We start from the raw sequence: 17,154 nt of genomic DNA, 5'->3' as shown, positions 1-17,154 counted from the left end.
CGCACCTCGCCTAGTTGGCGCGCCTCAACGCTTTCAGGCGGGTGTAGCTCAGTTGGTTAGAGCGCCGGCCTGTCACGCCGGAGGTCGCGGGTTCGAGCCCCGTCACTCGCGCCATTCCCTCCTCGGGAACGGGAAAGTCTTCGGAACATGCGGGAGTATGTCGCGTCGCCGGTCGGGCGGACGATCTGCTCCGACCGCGTATCACGCGGGTGTAGCTCAGTTGGTTAGAGCGCCGGCCTGTCACGCCGGAGGTCGCGGGTTCGAGCCCCGTCACTCGCGCCATCCGGTTCACGGATGATGCCCCCCCCGATCCCTATCGCCAGCGTCCGGTTTCCATCCAGAGCAGCAGCGGCTTCATCGGCATGATCCACACGATCCCGGTGACGAGATAGAAGGGCAGTTGCAGCCACCACGGCCAGCCGCCGATGATCCCCGACGCGCTGACCACGATCGCGCACCACAGGCCGATCAGCATCAGGATGAGCAGGACGCCTGCGGGTTTGCGCCAACTGGGGGTCATGGGACGATCCAATCCGATTCGGTAGCGATGGCGTGCAGCGGCACGTCCCACGGGTCGGCTGGGCAGGCGTCGACCTGCTGCACCGACCAGGCGATGCCGATGCGCCAGGCGTCGGGGAGCTGCGTGAAGACGCGGTCGTAATAGCCCGCCCCCTGTCCGAGCCGATGGCCGGCGCGGTCGAAGCCGACCAGCGGCGTCAGGACGATGTCGGGGCGCAATTCGGGGGCGTCGGCCTGGGGCTGGAGCAGGCTATAGAGCCCCGCGACGAGCGGTGTCGCCGCGTCCCATGCGAGGAAGCGCATCGGTGCGCTGCGGCCGGTGACATGGGGCAGCGTGATGCGGCATCCGGCGGCACGGGCGGCGGCGATGAGCGGGGCTGGGTCCGCCTCGCTGCCGAGGGGCATATAGCCGGCGACGACGAGACCCTCGCGCAGCCGCGCACGGAATGCGTCCGCGACGAGGATGGCACGATCGCGCGCGAAGCCATCGCGGACGGCGCGCAATCGGGCGCGAAGGGCGAGCTTGTCGGTCATCGCTCCGGTTCGCTGCGCGCGGGAGGGAAGGGGCGGGTGGCGGGACCGCCGTGGCCGTGTGCCAAAGTATCCGCCGACGCCTGGTAACGTCAGGTGGGGACCATATACTTCGGACCAGGGTCCTAGCAGGGACAGCCCCCTTGGATGATGAATAGCCTCAGGGATAAAGTAAGGCTCGTACCGGGCAGAACCCGCCGCCTCATGATCTAGTGCGTCGCGGGGGTGGTGGCAATGGGTGCGGCCACCTATCCCGCCCCCCAATCACCCCGGATCGCGCTCCAGCGCGTTGGCGAGCGCTTCCAGCCGGTCGGCGATCCGTGCCAGGGCCGGTTCGCTCACCGCCGCGCCCTCGGGCGGGCGCTGCTGAATCTCGTCGAGATTGTCGGCCAGCATCAGCGCGACGAACAGCATCGCCCGCTCGCCGGGAATGTTCGCCGCCGCGCGCAACGCCGTCGGCCAGCGCTCGTCGAGCATCCGCCCGAGCTGTTGCAGCCGCGCTTCCTCGCCGTCGCGGCAGGCGACGGTGAACGGCCGGGTGCCGATGGTCAGCGTGACATTGGCCATCAGGAGGCCGTGCCGCGCGCGATGACGTCGTCCAGCGCCGCCACCGCCTCGGCCATCCGCGCCTTCAGCGCGGCGTGGCGGCGGGCGAGCGCGTCCCCGGCCCGGGCGCGGGAGTCGATGGCGGATTCGATTCGGGCGATCGCGGCATCGATGCGATCGACCGCACTGGGAGTGTCGGGCATGGCAGGCGACGTAGGCGCGGCCGGGGCGAGCGGCAAGCGGGCAAAGCCCGTCCCGCAATCGGACCGGCGCACGCCGCGCGCGGTTGACAGAATGGGCCGCACCCTCGCAAAGGCTGGCGCGCCCAGCGCGGCCCGATGCGTCGCGCAGTTCATGCACACGCGAGGAGAGACCAGATGACGGTGAAGGTTGCGATCAACGGCTTCGGACGCATCGGACGTCTCGTCGCCCGCGCGATCATCGAGCGCAACGCCGGCGACCTCGAGCTGGTCGCGATCAACGACCTGGCCGACGCCAAATCGAACGCGTGGCTGTTCAGCCGCGACAGCGTCCACGGCAAATATCCCGGCACCGTCGTCGCGGAAGGCAACGACCTCGTCATCGATGGCAAGCGCATCCGCGTCACCGCCGAGCGCGATCCTGCCAATCTGCCGCACAAGGAATTGGGCGTCGAGCTGGTGCTCGAATGCACCGGCTTCTTCACTGACAATGTCGCCTGCCAGAAGCATATCGATGCCGGCGCCAAGAAGGTGCTGATTTCGGCCCCCGGCAAGGGCGTCGACCTGACCGTCGTCTACGGCGTCAACCACGACAAGCTGACCGCCGAGCACACGATCGTCTCGAACGCCTCGTGCACCACCAACTGCCTCGCGCCGGTCGCCAAGGTGCTCAACGACGCGATCGGCATCGAACGCGGCCTGATGACCACCGTCCACGCTTACACCAACGACCAGAAGATCCTCGACCAGATCCACCCGGACCTGCGCCGCGCCCGCGCCGCCGCGATGTCGATGATCCCGACCACCACCGGCGCCGCCCGCGCGGTCGGCGAGGTGCTGCCCGAGCTCAAGGGCAAGCTCGACGGGTCGGCGATCCGCGTGCCGGTGCCCGACGTCAGCCTGATCGACCTCACCTTCACGCCGAAGCGCGACACGACCAAGGACGAGGTCAATGCGATCCTCAAGGCGGCGTCGGAAGACGGTCCGCTGAAGGGCGTGCTGGTCTATTCGGACGAGCCGCTCGTCTCGATCGACCTGATGCATTCGCCGCAGTCCTCGACCGTCGACAGTCTCGAAACCGCTGTGCTCGACGGCAAGCTCGTCCGCGTGGTGAGCTGGTACGACAATGAATGGGGCTTCTCCAACCGCATGGTCGACACCGCGACCGTAATGGCGAGCTTCCTCTAAGCCGATGGCCATGCCGGGCGGCGTGCTGGTCGGGATCGCCCGGCATGCCCGTCCCAAGGGGCCGATGGAGCTGCTGGAGACGGTCGAGGTGACCGTCGACGGCGGTCTCGACGGCGATTGCCGCGGGCGGGTCAAGCCCAATGGCCGCGGCCGCCGTCAGGTAACGCTGATGGAGCGCGGCGACTGGCAGGCGGCGATGGCCGAACTCGGTCAGGCGATCCCGTGGCAGGAGCGGCGGGCCAATCTGCTGCTCGACGGCATCGACATTCCGCAGGTGCCGGGGACGCGGATCCGGATCGGCACGATCGAGCTCGAGATCACCGTCGAATGCGATCCCTGCTTCCGCATGGAGGCGGTCGCGCCCGGTCTCGAGGCGGCGCTGACCCCCGACTGGCGGGGCGGCGCCTGTACGCGCGTCAAGGCTGGCGGGCGGATCGCGCTCGGCGATGCGGTGACGGTGATCCGGCCCTAGATGACGTAGGTATATTTGCTCCCCCAGCCGTTCGCCCTGAGCCTGTCGAAGGGCAAGTGGGACTCACCGTACTTCGACAAGCTCAGTACGAACGGGTCTGGGAGCCCCTGAATTCCAACCGACGCGAAGGAAGACGATGTGACCAAGGCCTTCAAGACGCTCGACGATATGGGTGAGATCAGCGGCCGGCGTGTGCTCGTCCGCGAAGACCTCAACGTGCCGATGGCGGATGGTGCGGTGACCGACGATACGCGGCTGCGCGCGACGCTGCCGACCGTCACCGAACTCGCCGACCGCGGCGCGATCGTGCTGATCCTCGCCCATTTCGGCCGTCCCAAGGGCGTGCCGAACCCTGAGATGTCGCTGGCGATGCTGACGCGGCCCTACAGCCATGTGCTCGGCCGCGAGGTCCGCTACATCGACTGGGAGGGCGCCGAGGATGCGGTCGCCATGCTCCAGCCCGGCGATATCGCCATCCTCGAAAACACTCGCTTCTTCGGCGGCGAAGAGAAGAACGACCCGCAAGTCGTTGAGAGATTTGCAAAACTCGGCGACCTTTACGTCAACGACGCCTTCTCCGCCGCGCATCGTGCGCACGCCTCGACCGAGGGGCTGGCGCATGTGCTGCCCGCTTTCGCCGGCCGCGCGATGGAGGCCGAACTCGTCGCGCTCGAAAAGGCGCTCGGCAACCCCGAGCATCCCGTCGCCGCGGTGGTCGGCGGCGCCAAGGTGTCGACCAAGCTCGACGTGCTCAAGCATCTCGTCACCCGCGTCGATCACCTCATCATCGGCGGCGGCATGGCCAACACCTTCCTCGCCGCGCGCGGCGTCAACGTCGGCAAGTCGCTGTGCGAACATGACCTGACCGGCACCGCCGAGGAGATCCTCGAAGCGGCGGACCGCGCCAATTGCACCGTCCACCTGCCGTACGACGTGGTGGTGGCGAAGGAATTCCGCGCCAATCCGCCGGTGCGCACCGTCAACGTCCATGAGGTCGCCGCCGACGAGATGATCCTCGACGTCGGCCCCAGCGCGGTCGAGGCGCTGGGCGACGTGCTCAAGAACTGCCGTACTTTGGTGTGGAACGGCCCGATGGGCGCGTTCGAGACGCCGCCCTTCGACGTCGCCACCGTCAGCCTCGCACGCACCGCCGCGGCGCTGACCCAGGACGGCAGCCTCGTCTCGGTCGCGGGTGGCGGCGACACCGTCGCCGCGCTCAATCAGGCCGGGGTCGCCGACCGCTTCACCTTCGTCTCCACCGCCGGCGGCGCCTTCCTCGAATGGATGGAAGGCAAGGACCTGCCCGGCGTCGCCGCGCTGATCGGCCGCTGACGCACAGCGAGGCGCCGCTCAGGCGGGCGGCGCCTCGTTCAACAACGGTGTCAGGATCGTGTTGAGGTCGTCCAGGTCGAAGGCCGCCGCCTTGGCGTAGCGGACGATCCCGGCGCGATCGATGATGTAATTGGTCGGCACCGCCCCGCCGATCAGCTCGTAGCGGCCCTTGACCCGCTTGGTCGGCGTGATCGCCATCGCCGCGAACAGCGGCTTCATCAGCCGCGCCGGCACCGAATCCTCCGTCGCCACCGCGAAGACGCGCAACCCGTGCTGCTTCTGCAAGCGATAATAACCGTCGAGTAGCGGCAATTCGCGGCGGCACGGCCCGCACCACGTCGCCCAGAAGTTGAGCACGACGACCTGACCGCGCAGGTCGGCGAGCCTGACCTTGCCGCCATCGATCAGCGTCAGTTCGAAATCGGGCGCCGGCTGGCCGATCAGCCCCGACCGCGGCGCCGCCTCCGTCGACAGGACGGGCGTGATCGCCAGCGCCAGGGCCGAGGCCAGATGAAGCAGCCGCATGATGATCTTTCCCCCCGGGCGCCGATTGATCACGACATTCGCGGCATCGTCAATATCGCCGACCTAAGCGGTTGATCGCCCGCCACGACCGGGCTATGTTAAACGCGTTTAACAGGCAGGTGGCATGCTCGGCGTACGACTCGATACCGAATTGGAAGAGCGGCTCGCCGCGGTCGCGCGCACCCAGGGGCGCAGCAAGAGCGATATCGCACGCGAGGCGGTGCGCCGCTACGTCGATCTGCACGACGACGCCTATCGTCGCGAGGCACGCCGCCAGTCGACTCGCGCCTCCGCCCGCGCCTCGGTCGAGGATGTTGTGTTCTGGCAGGACGGTGCCGCGTGGAGATAGCGCACGGTGCCATCGCTCTGGTGGACGGACCGGGCGGTGAAGCGGCACGGCCCTGCGTCGTCGTCCAGTCCGATTTGTTCAACGCGACGCATGCGACGATCACCGTCTGTCCGCTGACCAACGTCATCGGCGGCGAGGCCCTGTTCCGGGTGGTGATGTCGCCGCGCGAGCACAATGGCCTGACCGCGGAATGCGAGGTGCAGATCGACCGCATCTCCAGCGTCGCGCGCGAGCGGATCACCCGGGTGATCGGTCACGCCAGCCCCACCCGCATGGAGCAGATCGACCAGGCGCTGCGCCGCTGGCTGATGCTCTGACCCTATCCGACCCAAGGAGCCGACCCATGACCACCACCGTCACCCCCGCCGTCAAGGCCATCCTCGACAAATACGAAGCGACCAGCCCCGCGGTGAAGGCGAACCTCGCCCGCATCCTGATGCAGGGCAAATTGGGCGGCACCGGCAAGCTGGTGATCCTGCCCGTCGATCAGGGCTTCGAGCACGGCCCGGCGCGCTCCTTCGCGGTCAACCCGCCCGCCTACGACCCGCATTACCATTATCAGATCGCGATCGACGCCGGCCTGTCGGCCTATGCCGCGCCGCTCGGGCCGCTCGAGGCGGGCGCCGACACCTTCGCCGGGCAGATCCCGACGATCCTCAAGCTCAACAGCTCGAACAGCTGGGCGACCACCATCGATCAGGCGGTGACCGCCAGCGTCTCCGACGCGTTGCGCCTCGGCTGCGCCGCGATCGGCTTCACCATCTATCCGGGCTCGGACGGCATCTTCGAGCAGATGGAGGAGATCCGCGAGCTCAGCGAGGAGGCCAAGTCGGTCGGCATCGCCACCGTGATCTGGAGCTACCCGCGCGGCGGCAAGCTGTCGAAGGACGGCGAACTGGCGCTCGATGTCGGCGCCTATGCCGCCCACATGGCGGCGCTGCTCGGCGCGCACATCATCAAGGTGAAGCTGCCGTCCGCGCATATCGAGCAGGAAGAGGCCAAGCGCGTCTATGAGGGCACCGACTGGTCCAACCAGGCCGACCGTGTCCGCCACGTCGTGCAGGCGAGCTTCGCCGGCCGCCGCATCGTCGTCTTCTCGGGCGGCGCCGCCAAGGGCGCCGACGCGGTCTATCAGGACGCGCGCGACATTCTGGCGGGCGGCGGCAACGGCTCGATCATCGGCCGCAACACCTTCCAGCGCAGCCGCGAGGACGCGCTCGACATGCTCGGCAAGCTGATCGCCATCTACAAGGGCGAGGCGGCCTGATCGCCCATGTGCCGCTCCGGCTTTCGCCGGGGCGGTGATCCATGTAGGGGGCCGGGATGACCGAAGACGATCCGCTTGGCCCCCTCGATCCTGATTTCGCCGCCAACTTCCGGCGCAACGACCGCCGGCCGCCGTGCCAGCTCTATCTGATCTCGCCGCTCGACGTGACGGGCGGTTTCGCCGACCGGCTGGCGCGCGCGCTCGATGCCGGCCCGGTCGCCGCCTTCCAGTTCCGCCTCAAGGACGTCGACCAGCATATCGCCGCCAAGCTCGCCGAGCCGTTGCAGCGGATCTGCGCCGATCATGAGGTCGCGTTCATTGTCAACGACAGTATCGCGCTGGCGAAGCGGCTCGGCGCCGACGGCGTCCATCTCGGCCAGGAGGACGGCGACCCGCGCGAGGCGCGCGATGCGCTCGGGCCGGAGGTGCAGATCGGCGTGACCTGTCACGACAGCCGTCATCTCGCGATGGAAGCGGGTGAGGGCGGCGCGGACTATGTCGCCTTCGGCGCTTTCTATCCGACGACGACCAAGGCGGTCGAACATCACCCCGAACCCTCGATCCTGTCGTGGTGGGCGTCGATGTTCGAGCTGCCCAGCGTCGCGATCGGCGGCATCACGCCGGCCAATGCGCCGGCACTGGTCGCGGCGGGAGCGGACTTTCTTGCCGTATCCGGCGCGGTATGGGGCGGCGACGAGGCGGCCGCGGTGCGGGCGTTCGCCGAGGTGCTGCGCGGCTGACCGGCAGGCGATCGGGATAAAACGCCACCTACGAAACCACATGTGCTGCGGACCGTTTGATCCACCAGCGTAACGGTTAAAGGGATTGGCGACATGAAGATGGTTCTGGCTACGGCGCTGCTTGCGGGCGCCGCGCTCGCCGCCCCGACGATCGCACAACGGACGGTCGCACAGCCGGTCCCCCAGGCGGTCCCCCAGCCGGCCGCCCCGGCGCTCGATCGCAACATCCTCCACGTGCAGGTGATCCTCGACTCGCTCGGCTTCGGTCCGGGCGTGCTCGACGGCAAGGGCGGCCAGTCGCTCACCGCCGCGCTCAAGGGCTTCCAGGAGGCCAAGGGCCTGCCGCGCACCGGCAAGCCTGATGCCGCGACGTTGCAGGCGCTCTACCCGTATCGCGCCAAGCGCCCCACCGCACGCTTCGTGCTGACCCGCGAGGCGCTCGCCGGGCCGTATTACAACCCGCTGCCCAAGGATTACGGCGAACAGGCCAAGCTGCCGAGCCTCGGCTATGCGACGCCGATGGAGAAGCTGGCGGAGATGTTCCACACCCAGCCGGCGGTGCTGATCGCGCTCAACTCGCCCGATACGCGGCTCAAGGTCGGCAACACGATCGTCGTTCCGAACGCCTTGCCCGCCAGCCGCGCCTATGATCCCAAGCTGCCCGATCACTGGCGCCAGACGCTCAACATGCTCAACGTCGACGCCACCCAGCCGGTCGCCGATCATATCGTCGTCGACAAGTCGGAAAAGGTGCTGCGCGTCCTCGACAAGAACGACAAGCTGATCGCGCAGTTCAGCGCCACCATGGGCTCGGAGCACGACCCGCTGCCGCTCGGCACGTGGAAAATCTACGGCGCCGACTACAATCCCAAGTTCCACTATAACCCGGCGCTGTTCTGGGACGCCAAGAAGGGCGATCAGAAGGAGATGCTGCCGCCGGGGCCGAACGGCCCGGTCGGCGTCGTCTGGCTCGATCTGTCGAAGGAGCATTACGGCATCCACGGCACGCCGCATCCCGAACTGATCGGCCGCACCGAAAGCCATGGCTGCATCCGCCTGACCAACTGGGACGTCGCGCGTCTCGCGCAGATGGTGAAGCCGGGGACCAAGGCGGTGTTCCAGGCGTGAGCGGCCGATGCTCCGTCACCCCGGATTCGTTCCGGGGTCCACTCTGCGGCGTGGAGCGTCGGCAAGCGGCGGATACGATTTCCCTGTGGATGGGTGGACCCCGGAACACGTCCGGGGTGACGAGGTGGATGAGGCAGGGCGCATGACCCGCCTCGGTTGGATCATCCTCGCCATCGTCCTCCTGCTCGGCGCCGCCTTCGCGGCGATGACCAGCTTCGGCACCGCTTCGCGCACCACCACGCCCCGCGTCGACGTGGCGGTTGGCGAACCCTCGGCGCGAGACGACGCGCCGCTCGCCGTCCCCGTCGCCGGCGTCCGCCGCGCGGCGATCGTCGACAGCTGGATGGACCCGCGGGGCGGTGGCAGCCGCGGCCATCACGGCACCGACATTCCCGCCGCCGCCGGCACGCCGGTGATCGCGGCGGCCCCCGGCACCGTCGAGAAGCTGTTCCAATCCAATCTCGGCGGCACCACCGCCTATATCCGCTCGCCCGACCGCCGCTGGATCTATTATTACGCGCATCTCGCCGGCTACGCCCCCGGCCTGCACGAGGGTCAGCAGGTCAGGACCGGCCAGCCGATCGGCTATGTCGGCGACACCGGCGATGCCGGCGCGGGCAATTACCACCTCCATTTCGGCCTGCAGCGCATGCAGCCCGGCGAGCGCTGGCATCAGGGCGAGGACGTCAATCCCTTCCCGCTGCTTGCCGGCCGCGCGCGGGGACGGTAAAGGGGCGCCACCGGGCGTGCGCCAGCCGCGCGCCTATCTCGCTCTTTCCAATAGGTTCAGATCCATGAAGATCAGCGGCGTGGACATCCGTCCCGGCAACATCATCGAATATGAGGGCGGCATCTGGCGCGCCGTCAAGATCCAGCACACGCAGCCCGGCAAGGGTGGTGCGTACATGCAGGTCGAGATGAAGAACCTGATCGACGGCCGCAAGAACAACGTCCGCTTCCGCTCCGCCGAGACGGTCGAGCGCGTCCGCCTCGACACCAAGGACTTCCAGTTCCTGTTCCGCGACGGCGATGCGCTGACCTTCATGGACAAGGACAATTACGAGCAGATCACGCTCGACGCCGGCATCCTCGGCGATGCCGCCGCCTTCCTGCAGGACGGCATGGACGTGGTGCTCGAACTCTATGACGAAAAGCCGATCTCGGTCGAGCTGCCGAGCACGATCGAGGCGATGATCGTCGAGGCCGACGCCGTCGTGAAGGGGCAGACCGCCTCGTCGAGCTACAAGCCCGCGATCCTCGACAATGGCGTGCGCGTCATGGTCCCGCCGCACATCGGCGCCGGCACGCGCATCGTCGTCGACGTCTACGAACAGACCTACGTCCGCCGCGCCGACTGACCGATATCCCTCTCCCTGTGGAGAGGGTGGCCGAGCGTAGCGAGGTCGGGTGAGGGCAGGGCCTTCCTTCGACCTCACCCTCCCACCGCCCGACGGCGGCGGGCCCCTCCCTCTCCCGAATGGGAGAGGGGTATAGAGAAATCCCCATGCCCTCCCATTCCGGCCTCTTCACCGTCATCGAGCGCGCCGCCCGCAAGGCCGGCACCGCGCTGCGCCGCGACTTCAACGAGGTCTCGCACCTCCAGGTCAGCCGCAAGGGCCCGGCCGACTTCGTGTCGATCGCCGACAAGCGCGCCGAGCAGACGCTGTTCGAGGAACTGCGCCGCGCCCGCCCCGACTGGGGTTTCCTGATGGAAGAGGGCGGCGAGGTCGCGGGCGATCCCGACAAGCCGCGCTTCATCATCGATCCGCTCGACGGCACGTCGAACTTCCTCCACGGCATCCCGCATTTCGCCATCTCGATCGCGGTCGAGGAGCCGACCCCGTCGGGCAAGCGCGAGATCACCACCGGCCTCGTCTACCAGCCGCTCACCGACGAGAGCTTCTGGGCCGAGAAGGGCCGCGGCGCGTGGCTCACCGACCAGCGGCTGCGCGTCTCGGCCCGCCGCGACCTGTCGGAGGCGCTGATCGCCACCGGCATCCCGTTCCTCGGCCATGGCGATTTCGTCCAGTGGAGCCGCATCTTCGGTGCGATCGCACCCGAAGTCGCCGGCATCCGCCGGCTCGGCGCGGCGGCGCTCGATCTCGCCTGGGTCGCCGCGGGCCGCTTCGACGGCTATTGGGAATCGGGCCTCAAGCCGTGGGACACGGCGGCGGGCATGCTGCTGGTCAAGGAAGCCGGCGGCTATGTCACCGACTTCCGCGGCGCCGACAAGGCGATGGAGCGCAACGAGTTCCTCGCCGGCAACGATGGCCTGCACGTCAAGCTCCACAAGCTGGTCGCCGGCGCGCTCCGTTAAACCGGATCGTACGGCCCGCAAGATGCGCCAATTCCTCCCCCGCCAGGGGGAGGTGGCGCGGCGAAGCCGTGACGGAGGGGAGGACACGGAACCGCCGTGTCGCTTACCTCCCCCTCCGTCATGCCTGCGGCATGTCACCTCCCCCTGGCGGGGGAGGAATGACGTGCTGCCGCCGATCGCCGCTCCACCAATTGAGAGTGATTCTCACACCCTCCGCGGCCTTGCCCGTACCCCCTTGGGGGCCTAAAGCGACCCCCACATCCTTCGCACCTGCGAGAAGCCCTTTGGTCGATCTGTCGCAATATCTGCCTATCCTGCTGTTCCTGGGTGTCGCCCTGGCGCTGTCGAGCACGTTCGTGTTCCTGCCCATGGTCGTCGCCCGGCTGACCGGCACCAACAAGCCCAACGAACAGAAGCTGTCGGAATATGAATGCGGCTTCCCCGCGTTCGAGGATCCGCGCAGCCAGTTCGACGTGCGATTTTATCTGATCGCCATCCTGTTCATCATCTTCGATCTCGAAGCCGCCTTCCTATATCCCTGGGCAGTATCGGTTTTCAGCATCGGCTGGACCGCATGGATCTCCATGATGATCTTCATCGGCGAGCTTGCCCTGGGCCTCGTCTATGCCTGGAAAAAGGGAGCGCTGGATTGGGAATGACCGCTATGTCCGGACCCGTCGAACTCGAACGCCCGGCGACCGCCACGTCGCTGGTGCCGCCCGACCAGGGCTTTTTCGACAGCCTCAACGGCGAGCTCAACGACAAGGGCTTCCTCGTCACCTCTACCGAGGAGCTGTTCCAGTGGGCGCGTACCGGCTCGCTGTGGTGGATGACCTTCGGTCTCGCCTGCTGCGCGGTCGAGATGATCCACGTCAACATGCCGCGCTACGATCTCGAGCGCTTCGGTGCGGCGCCGCGCGCGTCGCCGCGTCAGTCTGACGTGATGATCGTCGCGGGTACGTTGTGCAACAAGATGGCGCCGGCGCTGCGCAAGGTCTACGACCAGATGTCGGAGCCGAAATACGTCGTCTCGATGGGTAGCTGCGCCAATGGCGGCGGCTATTACCATTACAGCTATTCGGTGGTGCGCGGCTGCGACCGCGTCGTGCCGGTCGACATCTACGTGCCCGGCTGCCCGCCGACCGCCGAGGCGCTGCTCTACGGGATCATGCAGCTGCAGCGTAAGATCCGCCGTCAGGGGAGCGTCGAACGGTGAGGGCGCCTGCTCCTGCCTGGGCCGCCGACCTCAACGGCGAGACGATCGAGATCGTCCGTGCGACGCTCGGTTCGGCGCTGCTCGACGCGGTCGATCAGGTCGGTGAGGTCGCGCTCTACGTCGAGCGCACCGCGATCGTCGATGCACTGACCAAGCTGCGCGACACCCCCGGTCTCGAATATCAGCAGCTGATGGAGATCGCCGGCGTCGACTATCCGAGCCGCCCGGAGCGGTTCGAGGTGGTCTATTGCCTGCTGTCGCTGACGCGCAACCATCGCCTGCACGTCCATGTCGCCACCGACGACGTCAAGCCGGTGCCGTCGGTGACGGGCATCTGGCCGGTCGCCGGCTGGCTCGAGCGCGAGGTGTACGACATGTACGGCGTGCTGTTCACCGGCAACGCCGACCTGCGTCGTATCCTCACCGATTACGGCTTCCGCGGCCATCCGCAGCGCAAGGACTTCCCGCTCTCGGGCTTCGTCGAGATGCGCTATTCGGAAGAGGCGAAGCGCGTGATCTACGAGCCGGTGAAGCTGGCGCAGGATTTCCGCAACTTCGACTTCCAGAGCCCCTGGGAGGGCGCGGCCTATGTGCTGCCCGGTGACGAGAAGGGCATGCTGCCCGAGGCCAAGGGCGCACCGACGCCGTTGAAGGCGGACGATATCGTCAAGGCCGATGCCGCGCGCACGCCGACGCAGGCGCCCAAGGCCGGCAGCGAACCCTATGCCAAGAACGATTCGACCGGCACCGCGAACACCGGCGCCGGCGATGCCGGCCCCGGCAACGCCCGGCAGGACAAGCCCAAGGATTCGGACGTCGTGCCGACCAAGGGCGGAGGACAGAATCAGTGAGCCAGGACCCGCATCTCGCGCCCGCCACCAACACGGTCGACCCCTATGTCGACGAGCTGATGCACGTCACCAGCCCGGCGCATCCGACCGAGGGCGACGTCACGATCCAGAATTACACGATCAATTTCGGCCCCCAGCATCCTGCCGCACACGGCGTGCTGCGGCTGGTGATGGAGCTGGACGGCGAGATCATCGAGCGGATCGATCCGCACGTCGGCCTGCTGCATCGCGGCACCGAGAAGCTGATCGAATACAAGACCTATGCGCAGGCGATCCCCTATTTCGATCGCCTCGATTATTGCTCGCCGATGTGCATGGAGCATACGTTCGTGCTCGCGATCGAGAAATTGCTCGATATCGAGGTGCCGATCCGCGCCCAGTATCTGCGCGTCTTCTTCGCCGAGCTGACCCGCATCTCCAACCACATGCTGAACCTCGGCAGCCACGTGATGGACGTCGGCGCGATGACGCCGAACCTGTGGATGTTCGAGATCCGCGAGGATTGCTACAATTTCCTCGAGCGGGCCTCGGGCGCGCGCATGCACCACAATTACATGCGGCCGGGCGGCGTCCATCAGGACGTGCCGCTCAAGCTGCTCACCGATATCGCCGACTGGCTCGACACGCGCCTGCCGCGTCTGTTCGAGGATGCGATCAGCCTCGTCGCCGACAACCGCATCTTCAAGCAGCGCAACGTCGATATCGCGACGGTGAGCCGCGAGGATGCGATCGCCTGGGGCTTCTCGGGGCCGATGATCCGCGCCGCGGGCATCCCCTGGGACCTGCGCAAGTCGCAGCCCTATGACGTCTACGACCGGATGGAATTCGACATCCCCGTCGGCACCCGCGGCGATTGCTACGATCGCTTCATGGTGCGCGTCGAGGAGGTCCGCCAGTCGGCGCGGATCATGAAGCAGTGCCTGCGCGACATGCCGGAGGGGCCGATCGCCTCGACCGACCGCAAGGTGGTGCCGCCCAAGCGCGCCGAGATGAAACAGTCGATGGAAGCGCTGATCCATCACTTCAAGCTGTACACCGAGGGCTATCACGTCCCCGCCGGCGAAGTATATGTTGCGACCGAGAGCCCGAAGGGTGAGTTCGGCGTGTTCCTCGTCTCCGATGGCTCGAACAAGCCCTATCGCTGTAAGATCCGGCCGACCGCGTTCAGCCATCTTCAGGCGATGGACTTCATGAGCCGCGGCCACATGCTGGCCGACACCACCGCGATCCTCGGTGCGATGGATATCGTGTTCGGCGAGTGCGACCGGTGACCGCACGCGCGCATTGCATGGGTCGAACCGAGCTGGGGGTGGATCATGCCTGAACCGGTAACGAACGAACTCATCTACGCCGTCTTGCAGAAGCTGCAGGGTGACATGACCGAAGTGCGGTTCGACATTGGCGAGCTGAAGGCGCGGGCGACCGCAACGGACGAACATCTGGGTAACATGCTCTTGCAGATGACGGGTTTGAACAGGCGGTTGGACCGCGTCGAGGAACGTCTGGGCCGCGTCGAGCGGCGCTTGGATCTGGTGGATCACCGCTAATGGCTGAAGCAGCACACATTCCCGACGAAGCCGAGACCCGCGCCCGCTGGGGTGGCTTCGTCTGGAACGAAGAGAATCAGAAGAAGGCGAACGAGATCCTCGCGCGCTATCCCAAGGGCCGCGAACAGTCCGCGTCGATCCCGTTCCTCGACCTCGCCCAGCGGCAGGTCGGCGCCGAGACGCAGACGCAGGGTTGGCTTCCCGTGCCGGTGATCGAGTTCGTCGCACGTCAGATCGGCGTGCCGTATATGCGCGTGTTCGAGGTCGCGACCTTCTACACGATGTTCAACCTCGCGCCGGTCGGCCGCTATCACGTGCAGGTCTGCGGCACCACGCCGTGCATGCTGCGTGGCTCGGACGACGTGCTCGCCGCTTGCAAGAACCGCGGGCTGGTCAAGGGGGGCACGACGCCGGACGGCATGTTCACGCTGACCGAGGTCGAGTGCCTCGGCACCTGCGCCAACGCGCCGATGGTCCAGATCAACGACGACAATTACGAAGACCTCGACTACGACCGTACCGTCGCGGTGCTCGAGGCGCTTGCCAATGGCGAGACGCCCAAGGCCGGGTCGACGATCGGCCGCCAGACGAGCTGCCCGGAGGGTGGCCCGACGACGCTGACCGCGATGGTCGACGCCAATCATGATTATCGGGGGGAGTGGGCATGACGGTCGACGATACCCGCTTCATCACCGAGATGCTCCGTGGCATCCGCGGTGACATGTCCGATGTGAAGGACCGGATGATCAATATGGAATTGCGGCAGACGGCGATGGAGCATCGCCTGCTCGGCATCGATACCCATCTGGCCGCGGTACAGCAGGGCGTCGGCGGCCTGTCGAACGACATGCGCCGGGTCAAGCAGCGCCTCGATCTCGTGGACGGACACGCCTGATGCTTGCCGATAAAGACCGCATCTTCACCAACGTCTACGGGTTCCAGCCATGGAACCTCGAAGCGGCGCTGAAGCGTGGCGACTGGGACAATACCAAGGCGCTGATGGCGCTCGGCCAGGACGCGATCATCGACGTCATCAAGGCGAGCGGGCTGCGCGGCCGTGGCGGCGCGGGCTTCCCCACGGGGACCAAATGGTCGTTCATGCCGAAGGAGCCCAAGCCCGACCGGCCGAACTTCCTCGTCATCAACGCCGACGAATCCGAGCCCGGCTCGTGCAAGGACCGCGAGATCATTCGCCACGATCCGCACAAGCTGATCGAGGGCGCGCTGATCGCGGGCTATGCGATGCGCGCGCGTGCGGCCTATATCTACATCCGCGGCGAATATATCCGCGAGGCGGAGACGCTGTTCGCCGCGGTCGCCGAGGCGTACGACAAGGGGCTGATCGGTAAGAACGCCAGCGGTTCGGGCTACGATTTCGACGTCTTCGTCCATCGTGGCGCCGGCGCCTATATCTGCGGCGAAGAGACCGCGATGCTCGAAAGCCTCGAGGGCAAGAAGGGCCAGCCGCGTTTGAAGCCGCCATTCCCGGCCGGCGCGGGCCTCTACGGCTGCCCGACGACGGTCAACAACGTCGAATCGATCGCGGTCGCCCCGACGATCCTGCGCCGCGGTGCGTCGTGGTTCTCAAGCTTCGGCCGCGAAAACAACAAGGGCACCAAGCTCTATCAGATCAGCGGGCATGTGAATAAGCCGTGCGTGGTCGAGGATGCGATGGGCCTGACGTTCCGCGAGCTGATCGAGACGCATTGCGGCGGCATCCGCGGCGGCTGGGACAATCTGCTCGCGGTGATCCCGGGCGGTTCGTCGGTGCCGCTGGTGCCGGCGAAGGACATCATCGACGCGCCGATGGATTTCGACGGCCTCAAGGCGGTCGGTTCGGGCCTCGGCACCGCGGCGGTGATCGTCATGGACAAGTCGACCGACATCGTCCGTGCGATCAGCCGCATCTCGTACTTCTACAAGCACGAGAGCTGCGGCCAGTGCACGCCGTGCCGCGAAGGCACCGGCTGGATGTGGCGCGTGATGGAGCGGCTGCGCACCGGCGACGCCGACATCGCCGAGATCGATACGCTGCATCAGGTCACCAAGCAGGTCGAGGGTCACACGATCTGCGCGCTCGGCGATGCCGCGGCTTGGCCGATCCAGGGTCTCATCAAGCATTTCCGCCCCGAGCTGGAGCGCCGGATCAACGAACGTAGCGGCGGCGATCTGACGCCGATGCAGGAGGCGGCGGAGTGACGGACGAACGGTCCGACCTGATGCTGGAGATCCTGAAACATATTCAGGCCGACCTCGGCGATGTGAAGCGGGAGCAGGTCACGCAGGGCATGCGCCTGTCCGCGCTCGAAGATCATTTTCGCGGGACGTTGACGACGCTTTATTCGATCCAGGGCGATGTCGCCCATTTGAAGACGCGGGTCGATCACATCGAGCGGCGGCTCGGCCTGCGCGATACGGAACACTGA

General features: G+C 66.9%; 25 protein-coding genes and 2 tRNA genes. 22 read left to right on the top strand and 5 right to left on the bottom strand.

The genetic code is table 11. The features are described from left to right. Positions 1-37: 37 nt before the first annotated feature. Together AC07U4_RS04780 and AC07U4_RS04775 are read left to right on the top strand one after the other, a co-directional pair. Positions 38-114: transfer RNA gene (locus tag AC07U4_RS04780), tRNA-Asp, on the top strand. 91 nt (positions 115-205) lie between these two features. Then, positions 206-282 (top strand) — tRNA-Asp (locus AC07U4_RS04775). A 31-nt stretch (positions 283-313) separates the two neighbouring features. Here the strand turns inward: AC07U4_RS04775 and AC07U4_RS04770 are convergent. The 4 genes from AC07U4_RS04770 to AC07U4_RS04755 form a co-directional block, all read right to left on the bottom strand. Next, positions 314-520 carry a DUF2842 domain-containing protein gene (locus AC07U4_RS04770; RefSeq protein ID WP_038660374.1) on the bottom strand — a complete coding sequence of 69 codons (207 nt, stop codon included), beginning with the start codon at positions 518-520 and terminating at the stop codon, positions 314-316. After that, complete coding sequence (locus tag AC07U4_RS04765; protein ID WP_038660371.1) at positions 517-1,053, bottom strand: 5-formyltetrahydrofolate cyclo-ligase; 537 nt, start codon at positions 1,051-1,053, stop codon at positions 517-519. Before AC07U4_RS04765 ends, AC07U4_RS04770 begins: the two co-directional genes overlap by 4 nt. Positions 1,054-1,314: 261 nt before the next feature. Then, entirely contained in the window at positions 1,315-1,617 is a 303-nt protein-coding gene (locus tag AC07U4_RS04760; protein WP_137896971.1) for a cell division protein ZapA, read from the bottom strand. After that, positions 1,617-1,799 (bottom strand): hypothetical protein, encoded by a 183-nt coding sequence (locus AC07U4_RS04755; protein ID WP_038660364.1) that lies wholly within the window; start codon positions 1,797-1,799, stop codon positions 1,617-1,619. The genes AC07U4_RS04760 and AC07U4_RS04755 overlap by 1 nt, the downstream gene beginning before the upstream one ends. A gap of 174 nt (positions 1,800-1,973) precedes the next feature. On the opposite strand from AC07U4_RS04755, the gene gap reads away from it, so the two are divergent. From gap to AC07U4_RS04740, 3 genes are all read left to right on the top strand, one after another. Beyond that, the gene (gap, locus tag AC07U4_RS04750) at positions 1,974-2,984 is read left to right on the top strand and encodes a type I glyceraldehyde-3-phosphate dehydrogenase (protein ID WP_038660361.1); all 1,011 of its coding nucleotides are present in this window, start codon (positions 1,974-1,976) and stop codon (positions 2,982-2,984) included. Between the two features lie 4 nt (positions 2,985-2,988). Further along, positions 2,989-3,456, top strand: coding sequence for an MOSC domain-containing protein (locus tag AC07U4_RS04745; RefSeq protein ID WP_495194603.1), 468 nt, complete (start codon positions 2,989-2,991; stop codon positions 3,454-3,456). A 138-nt stretch (positions 3,457-3,594) separates the two neighbouring features. Next, positions 3,595-4,788 carry a phosphoglycerate kinase gene (locus tag AC07U4_RS04740; protein WP_171009308.1) on the top strand — a complete coding sequence of 398 codons (1,194 nt, stop codon included), beginning with the start codon at positions 3,595-3,597 and terminating at the stop codon, positions 4,786-4,788. A gap of 18 nt (positions 4,789-4,806) precedes the next feature. Here AC07U4_RS04740 and AC07U4_RS04735 read toward each other — a convergent pair whose 3' ends face one another. Continuing rightward, positions 4,807-5,313, bottom strand: a complete 507-nt coding sequence (locus AC07U4_RS04735; protein WP_495194602.1) for a TlpA family protein disulfide reductase — start codon at positions 5,311-5,313, stop codon at positions 4,807-4,809. Between the two features lie 124 nt (positions 5,314-5,437). Here AC07U4_RS04735 and relB point away from each other — a divergent pair, with 124 nt between their 5' ends. The 17 genes from relB (at position 5,438) to AC07U4_RS04650 (ending at position 17,154) form a co-directional block, all read left to right on the top strand. After that, complete coding sequence (relB, locus tag AC07U4_RS04730) at positions 5,438-5,662, top strand: type II toxin-antitoxin system RelB family antitoxin (protein WP_038660352.1); 225 nt, start codon at positions 5,438-5,440, stop codon at positions 5,660-5,662. Continuing rightward, complete coding sequence (locus AC07U4_RS04725; RefSeq protein ID WP_495179958.1) at positions 5,653-5,979, top strand: type II toxin-antitoxin system PemK/MazF family toxin; 327 nt, start codon at positions 5,653-5,655, stop codon at positions 5,977-5,979. The genes relB and AC07U4_RS04725 overlap by 10 nt, the downstream gene beginning before the upstream one ends. A 26-nt stretch (positions 5,980-6,005) precedes the next feature. Then, complete coding sequence (locus tag AC07U4_RS04720; protein WP_495179959.1) at positions 6,006-6,929, top strand: class I fructose-bisphosphate aldolase; 924 nt, start codon at positions 6,006-6,008, stop codon at positions 6,927-6,929. Positions 6,930-6,985: 56 nt separating this feature from the next. Further along, a complete protein-coding gene (gene thiE, locus AC07U4_RS04715) occupies positions 6,986-7,669 on the top strand; it encodes a thiamine phosphate synthase (RefSeq protein ID WP_495194601.1) in 684 nt (227 codons plus the stop codon). Between the two features lie 93 nt (positions 7,670-7,762). After that, positions 7,763-8,797 (top strand): L,D-transpeptidase family protein, encoded by a 1,035-nt coding sequence (locus tag AC07U4_RS04710; protein WP_495194600.1) that lies wholly within the window; start codon positions 7,763-7,765, stop codon positions 8,795-8,797. Positions 8,798-8,939: 142 nt separating this feature from the next. Further along, on the top strand, positions 8,940-9,527 hold the full coding sequence (locus tag AC07U4_RS04705; RefSeq protein WP_495194599.1) for a M23 family metallopeptidase: 588 nt from the start codon (positions 8,940-8,942) through the stop codon (positions 9,525-9,527). A 64-nt stretch (positions 9,528-9,591) separates the two neighbouring features. Further along, on the top strand, positions 9,592-10,155 hold the full coding sequence (efp, locus tag AC07U4_RS04700) for an elongation factor P (RefSeq protein ID WP_037530700.1): 564 nt from the start codon (positions 9,592-9,594) through the stop codon (positions 10,153-10,155). Between the two features lie 146 nt (positions 10,156-10,301). Continuing rightward, positions 10,302-11,114, top strand: coding sequence for an inositol monophosphatase family protein (locus AC07U4_RS04695; RefSeq protein WP_038660333.1), 813 nt, complete (start codon positions 10,302-10,304; stop codon positions 11,112-11,114). Positions 11,115-11,398: 284 nt separating this feature from the next. Continuing rightward, the gene (locus tag AC07U4_RS04690) at positions 11,399-11,773 is read left to right on the top strand and encodes an NADH-quinone oxidoreductase subunit A (protein ID WP_038660330.1); all 375 of its coding nucleotides are present in this window, start codon (positions 11,399-11,401) and stop codon (positions 11,771-11,773) included. Between the two features lie 5 nt (positions 11,774-11,778). After that, positions 11,779-12,330, top strand: a complete 552-nt coding sequence (locus tag AC07U4_RS04685; protein WP_038660327.1) for a NuoB/complex I 20 kDa subunit family protein — start codon at positions 11,779-11,781, stop codon at positions 12,328-12,330. Continuing rightward, a complete protein-coding gene (locus AC07U4_RS04680; protein WP_038660325.1) occupies positions 12,327-13,181 on the top strand; it encodes an NADH-quinone oxidoreductase subunit C in 855 nt (284 codons plus the stop codon). The genes AC07U4_RS04685 and AC07U4_RS04680 overlap by 4 nt, the downstream gene beginning before the upstream one ends. 59 nt (positions 13,182-13,240) lie before the next feature. Further along, positions 13,241-14,452, top strand: a complete 1,212-nt coding sequence (locus tag AC07U4_RS04675; protein ID WP_038666501.1) for an NADH-quinone oxidoreductase subunit D — start codon at positions 13,241-13,243, stop codon at positions 14,450-14,452. Between the two features lie 45 nt (positions 14,453-14,497). Beyond that, positions 14,498-14,728 carry a hypothetical protein gene (locus AC07U4_RS04670; protein ID WP_495179962.1) on the top strand — a complete coding sequence of 77 codons (231 nt, stop codon included), beginning with the start codon at positions 14,498-14,500 and terminating at the stop codon, positions 14,726-14,728. Then, positions 14,728-15,396: a complex I 24 kDa subunit family protein gene (locus AC07U4_RS04665; protein WP_137896978.1), complete on the top strand. Its 669-nt coding sequence runs from the start codon at positions 14,728-14,730 to the stop codon at positions 15,394-15,396. The genes AC07U4_RS04670 and AC07U4_RS04665 overlap by 1 nt, the downstream gene beginning before the upstream one ends. Then, positions 15,393-15,623 carry a hypothetical protein gene (locus AC07U4_RS04660; RefSeq protein WP_495194598.1) on the top strand — a complete coding sequence of 77 codons (231 nt, stop codon included), beginning with the start codon at positions 15,393-15,395 and terminating at the stop codon, positions 15,621-15,623. Before AC07U4_RS04665 ends, AC07U4_RS04660 begins: the two co-directional genes overlap by 4 nt. Continuing rightward, complete coding sequence (gene nuoF / locus AC07U4_RS04655) at positions 15,623-16,927, top strand: NADH-quinone oxidoreductase subunit NuoF (RefSeq protein ID WP_495194597.1); 1,305 nt, start codon at positions 15,623-15,625, stop codon at positions 16,925-16,927. The genes AC07U4_RS04660 and nuoF overlap by 1 nt, the downstream gene beginning before the upstream one ends. Then, complete coding sequence (locus tag AC07U4_RS04650) at positions 16,924-17,154, top strand: hypothetical protein (RefSeq protein WP_495194596.1); 231 nt, start codon at positions 16,924-16,926, stop codon at positions 17,152-17,154. The genes nuoF and AC07U4_RS04650 overlap by 4 nt, the downstream gene beginning before the upstream one ends.

This window comes from Sphingomonas sp. GW821-FHT02B09, assembly GCF_059421875.1.
The sequence above is the reverse complement of the archived record's forward strand: the minus strand, read 5'-3'. Positions and strand labels throughout refer to the sequence as shown.

Excerpts from the sequence above, each read along its gene's own strand:
- AC07U4_RS04770 (WP_038660374.1), bottom strand. The coding sequence starts at position 520 with ATGACCCCCAGTTGGCGCAAACCCGCAGGCGTCCTGCTCATCCTGATG.
- AC07U4_RS04765 (WP_038660371.1), bottom strand. The coding sequence starts at position 1,053 with ATGACCGACAAGCTCGCCCTTCGCGCCCGATTGCGCGCCGTCCGCGAT.
- AC07U4_RS04760 (WP_137896971.1), bottom strand. The coding sequence starts at position 1,617 with ATGGCCAATGTCACGCTGACCATCGGCACCCGGCCGTTCACCGTCGCC.
- AC07U4_RS04755 (WP_038660364.1), bottom strand. The coding sequence starts at position 1,799 with ATGCCCGACACTCCCAGTGCGGTCGATCGCATCGATGCCGCGATCGCC.
- gap (WP_038660361.1), top strand. The coding sequence starts at position 1,974 with ATGACGGTGAAGGTTGCGATCAACGGCTTCGGACGCATCGGACGTCTC.
- AC07U4_RS04745 (WP_495194603.1), top strand. The coding sequence starts at position 2,989 with ATGGCCATGCCGGGCGGCGTGCTGGTCGGGATCGCCCGGCATGCCCGT.
- AC07U4_RS04735 (WP_495194602.1), bottom strand. The coding sequence starts at position 5,313 with ATGCGGCTGCTTCATCTGGCCTCGGCCCTGGCGCTGGCGATCACGCCC.
- relB (WP_038660352.1), top strand. The coding sequence starts at position 5,438 with ATGCTCGGCGTACGACTCGATACCGAATTGGAAGAGCGGCTCGCCGCG.
- AC07U4_RS04720 (WP_495179959.1), top strand. The coding sequence starts at position 6,006 with ATGACCACCACCGTCACCCCCGCCGTCAAGGCCATCCTCGACAAATAC.
- thiE (WP_495194601.1), top strand. The coding sequence starts at position 6,986 with ATGACCGAAGACGATCCGCTTGGCCCCCTCGATCCTGATTTCGCCGCC.
- AC07U4_RS04710 (WP_495194600.1), top strand. The coding sequence starts at position 7,763 with ATGAAGATGGTTCTGGCTACGGCGCTGCTTGCGGGCGCCGCGCTCGCC.
- AC07U4_RS04705 (WP_495194599.1), top strand. The coding sequence starts at position 8,940 with ATGACCCGCCTCGGTTGGATCATCCTCGCCATCGTCCTCCTGCTCGGC.
- efp (WP_037530700.1), top strand. The coding sequence starts at position 9,592 with ATGAAGATCAGCGGCGTGGACATCCGTCCCGGCAACATCATCGAATAT.
- AC07U4_RS04695 (WP_038660333.1), top strand. The coding sequence starts at position 10,302 with ATGCCCTCCCATTCCGGCCTCTTCACCGTCATCGAGCGCGCCGCCCGC.
- AC07U4_RS04685 (WP_038660327.1), top strand. The coding sequence starts at position 11,779 with ATGTCCGGACCCGTCGAACTCGAACGCCCGGCGACCGCCACGTCGCTG.
- AC07U4_RS04675 (WP_038666501.1), top strand. The coding sequence starts at position 13,241 with ATGCACGTCACCAGCCCGGCGCATCCGACCGAGGGCGACGTCACGATC.
- AC07U4_RS04670 (WP_495179962.1), top strand. The coding sequence starts at position 14,498 with ATGCCTGAACCGGTAACGAACGAACTCATCTACGCCGTCTTGCAGAAG.
- AC07U4_RS04665 (WP_137896978.1), top strand. The coding sequence starts at position 14,728 with ATGGCTGAAGCAGCACACATTCCCGACGAAGCCGAGACCCGCGCCCGC.
- AC07U4_RS04660 (WP_495194598.1), top strand. The coding sequence starts at position 15,393 with ATGACGGTCGACGATACCCGCTTCATCACCGAGATGCTCCGTGGCATC.
- nuoF (WP_495194597.1), top strand. The coding sequence starts at position 15,623 with ATGCTTGCCGATAAAGACCGCATCTTCACCAACGTCTACGGGTTCCAG.